The organism is Okeania sp. SIO2B9 (assembly GCF_010672505.1).
Lineage (GTDB): Bacteria > Cyanobacteriota > Cyanobacteriia > Cyanobacteriales > Microcoleaceae > Okeania > Okeania hirsuta.
Map to the genome: position 1 here is coordinate 1 of NZ_JAAHGK010000245.1, position 7237 is coordinate 7237.

Genomic DNA, 7237 nt, shown 5'->3' on the forward strand with positions numbered 1-7237 from the left:
GTCGGGAGGTAGACAAACATCTTGATCGAAGCGGATCAACATTTATTTATGTAAGGGGGTGCTTTCCGCCCCACCCTGTGGAGGAGTGGGGAAACCAGCACCCCCTTACCAACCCCCTTATGGTTGTTTTGCTAGATGTAAACATTTTTCCCATCCCCAGTCGTGAAAAATATTACTGAAGAGAATTGCATCATACCCAGAAGGAAAAGGCTGTTGGAAAAAATCTCCCACATAAGTATCTACTCTATCAGATAATCCAGCTTCTGCTATATATTCTTGTGCTATGTCGCATACTGTTGGTAATTCTAAAATAGTACAGTGCATTTGGGGGTAACGCCGAGCTAAGGCAAAACAAAAAGCACCAGAACCACCTCCCACATCGAGAAGACGTTTGACACCAAAAAAGTCACCTCTCAAGGCAGCACCAAGTGCAGGAGTAAGACTTTGACTGTGCATGTGTCTAGTAAAAGCTTCAGCCTTTTCTTGATCTGCTTCGTGAGTTTCCCAAATACCCTTCTCGTCATAAATACTAGACCTATCATTTTGGACAGCCTCTAGCAGTTCTGAATGTGACAAAGGGTTATCGCGCATAAAATGCAGTATACCACCCCAGTAGTAAGGACTATCAGGAAGTAAAAAATTTTGTGATACCTGGGTAAGATGGAATTTTCCCTTAAACTGCACAAGATAGCCTAGTGATGTCATTACTCCTAAAAGTGCTTCAGTAGCACGAGACCCTAAAGACAAATTTGTTGCTACTTCTTCAGCAGTTGCAGGCTTTTTGTCTAATAAAGAGAAAAGTCCTAGCTCGTCTGCAACAGTAAGTGTAGGGAAGTGGAACATCGATAACCATGTATCCCAAAGCGGTTTATCATCACAAGTTAGTATTTCTAGTTCTTGGTCTAGATCGGATATTGACATCATATTTTATTTTATCCAAAAAAAGTGATATTTTTTGAAAAGTATAAATTTGAGAACTTAATATATATATATATATATATATATATCACGAAAATTCGGTCTCCAGAAAATTTCAAATTATTTGCTACAAATATTTGCTCCCTTTTCCCTATAGACCATAGTTTTGTAACATACTTTTTTTTACTTAGTAAAGCTTGTCTACTTAAGATGATTTTTAAAAGCCAAATTGAGACAAATTACTATCTGACAACATTTCAATATTTCAACCTTAATTATTGGTGATTTATGGCAAAAACACAACTATTTTTGTGTAAATCCTGATAGGTTGTAACATTTTATCTAACGGGGTTTGGTCTCCTTTCCCCAAGCTAAAATGGGATGAAAAGACCAAACCCCTACAGTTTTTTTTCACAAATCATTTAGGGTTGCTATATTATGACAAAAAAATTTGGGTCTGGTGCTGAATCTTTTAAGAAGATAAAAAAAGAGAATATTCCTCAGTTCCAGTCCCCTGATTGCAGAGGTACTATTCCCTGTTCCCTGTTCCCTTTTCCCTGTTCCCTGTTCCCTGCTATATAACTGATAACTGAAATGACTATTCAACCCCGAAAAAGATTTGCTCAACATTGGTTGAGGAGTGACAAAGCTCTCAATAAAATTGTCCAAGCTGCTGAATTATCCGACAGCGATCGCCTCCTAGAAATTGGTCCAGGTACAGGCATCCTGACTCATCGTTTATTACCCCTAGCAGCTTCCGTTGTTGCAGTAGAAATTGACAGAGATTTATGTCAAAAGTTAGTTAAAAAAATTGGCTCTGTAGAAAATTTTTTATTGTTACAAGGAGATATTTTATCCCTAGATTTAGAAACAAATTTGGCACAATTTCCAGCTTTCCAAAATCCTAATAAAGTTGTAGCTAATATACCCTATAATATTACCGGACCAATCCTAGAAAAACTATTAGGAACAATTGCCCAACCTGTAGCTAATAGTTATGATTTAATCGTCTTATTATTACAAAAAGAAGTAGCGGATAGAATCTGCGCTCGACCAGACTCAAAAGCTTATAGTTCCCTCTCAGTAAAAATTCAATATTTAGCCAACTGTGAATTTATTTGTGATGTACCTGCCAAAGCATTTTATCCCCCACCAAAAGTTGACTCAGCAGTAATACGACTACGCCCTCAATTAATAGAACCCCAGGCAAATAATCCTAAACAAATGGAAACATTAGTTAAATTAGGTTTTTCTAGTAAACGGAAAATGTTAAGGAATAATCTTAAAGCAGTTATTGAACGCGATCGCCTCTTCCCATTACTAGAAAAGTTAAAAGTAAATCCTCAAGTTCGTGCAGAAGATTTAAGCGTGCAGCAGTGGGTAGCACTAGCAAATAGCATAGAACCCATTTGAGAACTATCTATTTAGGGTTTGCTGAAAAAGTCTTATGGGTGAGGGTAAGAGACAACCCACCCCTCGCCCCTCCCCCTCCCAGGAGGGGAATACAGGAGACAGGAGTCAGGAGGAATGGGAATTATAGAGGAGGTAGGAAGAAGAGTTGTCCCAAGATTGTTCTGCCTTTGTTTGCCCTCAATACTAATATGCATGAACTTTTTATACCAAAAAGCTAGCACTTTTTTCCCTCCAAAAAGGCTGAAACCTTTATCCGTCAATGCTTTGAAATTTAATCAGCCAGCCCTATCTATTTCTGGATTCTGAATTCTGATTCACTATCTTATTACACCGATGCTACCGGATTTTATATGACTTCTGACTTCTGACTTCTGACTTGCGCGTAGCGCTATAGCTCTTACCCCATAGCAAGAGCTAGATACACCGGATTCCACTTTGGTGAGGTACACCCGCGGGAGCAAGATGCTCGCACTAAGAACATTTAATGATTAATATCTGTACTTCATATGCTTGGAATCTGCTGTAATTCGATCGCTTACTTAGTCAAAAAGTCCTTTTTTTTCCCTTTTTTTCCTGACAATTATAATTACAGGTTGTGCATCTTCTGGGGTTTCACCTGATGCTTTCAGTTGTTTGATCATTTTTCCTATATTCTTGGATATCTTACCTTCACCTCTCTGCAAATCACGGATATCTTTACTTTTAGCCGTGCCCATCTCTAAAATAATGGTGTTTGTTTTTTGCTTCATCTTTTTCTTCATTTTTTTCTCCTTGTTATTTATGGGTACTAAATTAAGTACTTGTATGTAATTTTAGTTACAAAACTCAAAGCCCTTGGTCTACATTTTAAGTTGTCTAATATTTTAAGCTTTTGATATGTCAAATAAAGTAATAGTGACTGTTATAACTTGTTAACCCAGCAGTCTTTTCTGTGTTTTTTGTGATAAAAATTTTAGATTTCTTAACTGGCCAACAATATTTGACAAAAATTGGACAACCAATACAATACCATACCATTTCTCAAAAACTTTTCAACTTGGCTATTGAGTAGGGAACACGGGGAAAGTTATTCGGTTATTTTTAATTACTTAATTAGGGTTTGCGCTCATATCTTATATTATCAGCTTTTTATTCCCCCTTCCGGAGCTGTTGCCTGCGCGCAGCGCTATAGAAACCCTGTAGAGAAGATGTTGGTATAGCAAGGAACGAGTTATTTAGGACATAGAATAAATAACAAATCCAATTTCAAATACCTAAAACATGAATTTAATTGGCCAAGAATTTCAACCCATAGCAGCGATCGCCACAACTCCCACAGCAACAAAATTATTGCAACCTATTTGTCAGACAATGGGGGCAACTCTGTGGATGCCAGACTCTTGTCAACACACAACAAATTCTACTGTTAACGCCGAAATTTACACTGACTCTCTGAAAAATCATCTAGCAAATATTTGGCAAAACTATAGTGCTATAGTTTTCTGTCTCGCCAGCGGTGCAGTTGTACGTTTAATATCTCCACTTTTAAAAGATAAATATTGCGATCCAGCAGTAGTCGTTGTAGATGAAGCAGGTAAATTTGTCATTAGTTTATGTAGTGGTCATCAAGGTGGTGCCGATAAACTAACTAATGTACTCGCTCGCCTCCTGAACGCTACCCCAATTATTACAGGCGCATCCCATAATTTGGAATTACCTGGTGTTGATATTTTGGGTAAACCTTTTGGTTGGCAGCGAGGAGAGGGAGACTGGAATAGAGTCAGTGGAATAGTTGCTAGAGGAGAAACTGTACAAGTAATTCAGGAAGTGGGTTCGACCTTGTGGCAAGAGCATCTACCCCAGAATCATCCATTTTATTTTGGATTTCCAGAAATAGGCGATCGCTCATCCCCTACTCCCAAGGCCAGAATTTGGATTAGTTTTACTAAGCGCCAGTTTTCTCCAGATTCAGATTTACCGAAAGTGCAATGGCATCCACGAGTTTTGTGGATAGGGGTTGGTTGTGAAAGAGGTACTTCTAAAAAATTAATTGCAACTGCTATTCAACAAGTATTTCAAACTAATCATTTAGCAAAAGGAGCGATCGCTGGAATTGCCACTATCGATCTTAAAGCTGATGAAATAGGGTTAGTAGAATTTTGTCAGGAACAAGATTTACCCTTGCAGACTTTTTCTTCCGAGTTATTAAGCTGTGTTGAAGTACCTAATCCTTCTAATATTGTTGCTCAGGAAGTAGGAACTCCTAGTGTTGCTGAAGCTGCTGCAATTTTAGGGGTAAAAGAAGGAAGAAGGAAGAGGGAAGAAGGCAGAAGGAAGAAGGCAGAAGGCAGAAGGCAGAAGGAAGAGGGAAGAGGGAAAAAAGAAGAAGGAATGAATAAATGGATAGATACTCAAATTAAAACTAATTATAAACACTATGTAGAAGACGGAGTATTAAACCCAGAAGAAAAAGATAATCTTAATTCAGAATCAAAAGAGAATACTGACAATTTATCCTCGAACTTTCAGGAAATTAATGAAGGTAATTTATTAGTTAGTAAGCAAATATTTCGTCTAGAAGGTGAACCAGGAGCAGCAACTATTGCTGTGGCTATATCTGAAAAAGAATATACAGGAAGAACTGGAAAACTATTGTTAATTGGCACTGGCCCAGGAAAATTAGAACAGATGACACCCGCAGCTCAAATGGCTGTTAGTTCTGCTGATGTTGTCATTGGTTATTCTCTTTATATTGACTTAATTCAACCCTTATTAAATCCTGGGCAAATCATAGAAAAATTACCTATTACTCAAGAAAAAGAACGAGCAGAAAGAGCAATTGAATTGGCAAATTTTGGCTTAAATGTCGCAGTAGTTTCTTCTGGTGATTGTGGAATTTATGGCATGGCAGGATTAGTTTTAGAGCAACTTCGAGCCACAGGTTGGGATGGCAAAATTCCGATAGTAGAAGTATTTCCTGGAGTTAGTGCTTTACAGTCTGCTGCTGCTAGAGTTGGTGCGCCTTTGATGCACGATTTTTGTGCTATTAGTTTGAGCGATTTATTAACACCTTGGGAGGTAATAGAAAAACGTTTAAATGCTGTAGCAATGGCTGATTTTGTTGTGGCACTTTATAATCCTAAATCCCAGAAAAGAACAGAACAATTAGTTAAAGCTGTGAAGATATTTTTAGAATATCGTAAATCGGAAACTCCAGTAGCAATTGTCCGGTCTGTTTATCGAGAAAATGAGGAAATTACCTTGACAAGTCTGGATAAATTATTGGAGTTTTCTATTGATATGTTGACAGTAATTTTGATTGGTAATGAATCTACAGGTATTTACAATAATTGGATGATTACACCCAGGGGTTATTCAACAATTAATAATTAATAATTAATAATTAGGGTTTGCTGATTAAATCTCAAATAATTACTAGATAAAGGTTTTAGCTTTTTTAGGTATTGAAAAAGTGCATGGTTTTCAGCTCTTCATGCTCAAAAAGCTAGTATTTTGGGCTGACTATGGCAGAATAATCTTGGGACAATTCTTACTCCTACCTCCTCGCTCATTCCCCGTTTCTCCTGTCTCCCCCTCCTGGGAGGGGTTAGGGGTGGGTTGTCTCCTGTCTCCTGTCTCCTACTAAAGAGCAAAAAGACTTTTTCAGCAAACCCTAATTACCTCTCCTTGAAAGCGGATAGGATGTAAGTATTTCCTGCAGAATGCGGAGCTAACAGCTATTAGCAGTCAGCTATCAGCAATTAGTAATAAGTAATAAGTAATTACTTCTAAGGTTTAGGAAGAGAACTTTGCCAGTAAATTTTATTCTTTCCTCAATTTCAAAGGTTGCTTTTATCTTCCTCAAAATTAATAGCTGATAGCTAATAGCTGACGGCTATTTGCGGAGCATTCCGGAGGAAATGCTTACCTAATTACCACCAAAAGTAGGAATTGAATCAGAAGGAGGAGCTGTCATTACTGATGAATTATAGGGATTAACTAAATCAGGAGTTCTAATGACTGGTGTACTAGAAAACTGCCGCCTTTGTTCCTCTATATAAAGCTGATTGATTAGGCGTAAGTCGTCAGAAATAGCTTCATCAGGAAACCTTAATATACCAAAATAACGACCTATTTGATTCAAAAACTCTGTTTTCTCAAAAAAGTTACCAGAATATCTTTGACTTGCTTCGTTAAACTCTTCTGCAAAAGGTTGATATGTACCAACAGGATCTTCAGGATGTCCCGCTTGAGCAATTTGGACAGATGTTAGAGTCGCGATCGCTGAAAAAATCATTATGCCACTAAGGCTTTTCCAATTCATGGCCATACGTTATTATTTATTGTAGGTTATTACTGGTGACATCTCCCATACTAAGCTGACGCTATAGTGTGGACTTCTCGTTTCGCAGCCCCGGTATTCCGTCGGGCAAGCGCGTGCTTTAAGGACGGAATGCCCTGCCGCCCTATTTTTTATGCCACGTTCACATCGCGGTCTATTGCTATGCCACAGTGCGGACAAGAATGGCTAAATTGCTCATATTATAGCAGTGAGATTATATGGCAAAAAATTATATATTTTGGAACTATTTTAATTAAAAGTATGACAAATCAAATTTCATCCTTAGCTACTCTTGATTTAACCACCATCAAACAAGAACTACTCGATTTGTTATGTAATTTAGCTTATCGCGAAGGGGATTTTATCTTATCTTCTGGACAACGTAGCTCCTATTACATAAATGGTAAATACGTCACTCTTCATCCCCAAGGTGCTTTAGCAATTGGACGGTTATTATTGTCCATCTTACCTGAAGATACTCAAGGTGTAGCAGGTTTAACTTTAGGTGCAGATCCAATAGTTACTGCTGTTAGTGTAGTCTCAGCTTATGAAAATCGTCCAATACCAGCTTTAATTATCCGAAAA

General features: G+C 37.8%; 6 protein-coding genes and 1 pseudogene. 3 read left to right on the top strand and 4 right to left on the bottom strand.

What is annotated here, in order from left to right; translation table 11 throughout:
• Positions 1-117: 117 nt before the first annotated feature.
• Entirely contained in the window at positions 118-924 is an 807-nt protein-coding gene (locus F6K13_RS11145; RefSeq protein ID WP_240041642.1) for an acetylserotonin O-methyltransferase, read from the bottom strand.
• Positions 925-1512: 588 nt separating this feature from the next.
• Between F6K13_RS11145 and rsmA the strand changes: the two genes are divergently transcribed.
• A complete protein-coding gene (rsmA, locus tag F6K13_RS11150; RefSeq protein WP_124144525.1) occupies positions 1513-2331 on the top strand; it encodes a 16S rRNA (adenine(1518)-N(6)/adenine(1519)-N(6))-dimethyltransferase RsmA in 819 nt (272 codons plus the stop codon).
• 539 nt (positions 2332-2870) lie between these two features.
• Here the strand turns inward: rsmA and F6K13_RS11155 are convergent.
• Positions 2871-3092 carry a hypothetical protein gene (locus F6K13_RS11155; protein WP_240038905.1) on the bottom strand — a complete coding sequence of 74 codons (222 nt, stop codon included), beginning with the start codon at positions 3090-3092 and terminating at the stop codon, positions 2871-2873.
• Between the two features lie 499 nt (positions 3093-3591).
• Between F6K13_RS11155 and cobJ the strand changes: the two genes are divergently transcribed.
• Positions 3592-5703, top strand: coding sequence for a precorrin-3B C(17)-methyltransferase (gene cobJ, locus F6K13_RS11160; RefSeq protein WP_124155285.1), 2112 nt, complete (start codon positions 3592-3594; stop codon positions 5701-5703).
• Positions 5704-5807: 104 nt separating this feature from the next.
• Here cobJ and F6K13_RS11165 read toward each other — a convergent pair whose 3' ends face one another.
• Entirely contained in the window at positions 5808-5963 is a 156-nt protein-coding gene (locus F6K13_RS11165; RefSeq protein ID WP_161564464.1) for a hypothetical protein, read from the bottom strand.
• A 275-nt stretch (positions 5964-6238) separates the two neighbouring features.
• Positions 6239-6640 carry a hypothetical protein gene (locus F6K13_RS11170; protein WP_124144527.1) on the bottom strand — a complete coding sequence of 134 codons (402 nt, stop codon included), beginning with the start codon at positions 6638-6640 and terminating at the stop codon, positions 6239-6241.
• Positions 6641-6913: 273 nt separating this feature from the next.
• Here F6K13_RS11170 and F6K13_RS11175 point away from each other — a divergent pair.
• Positions 6914-7237 (top strand): annotated as a pseudogene (locus tag F6K13_RS11175) (orotate phosphoribosyltransferase); the annotation flags it as partial.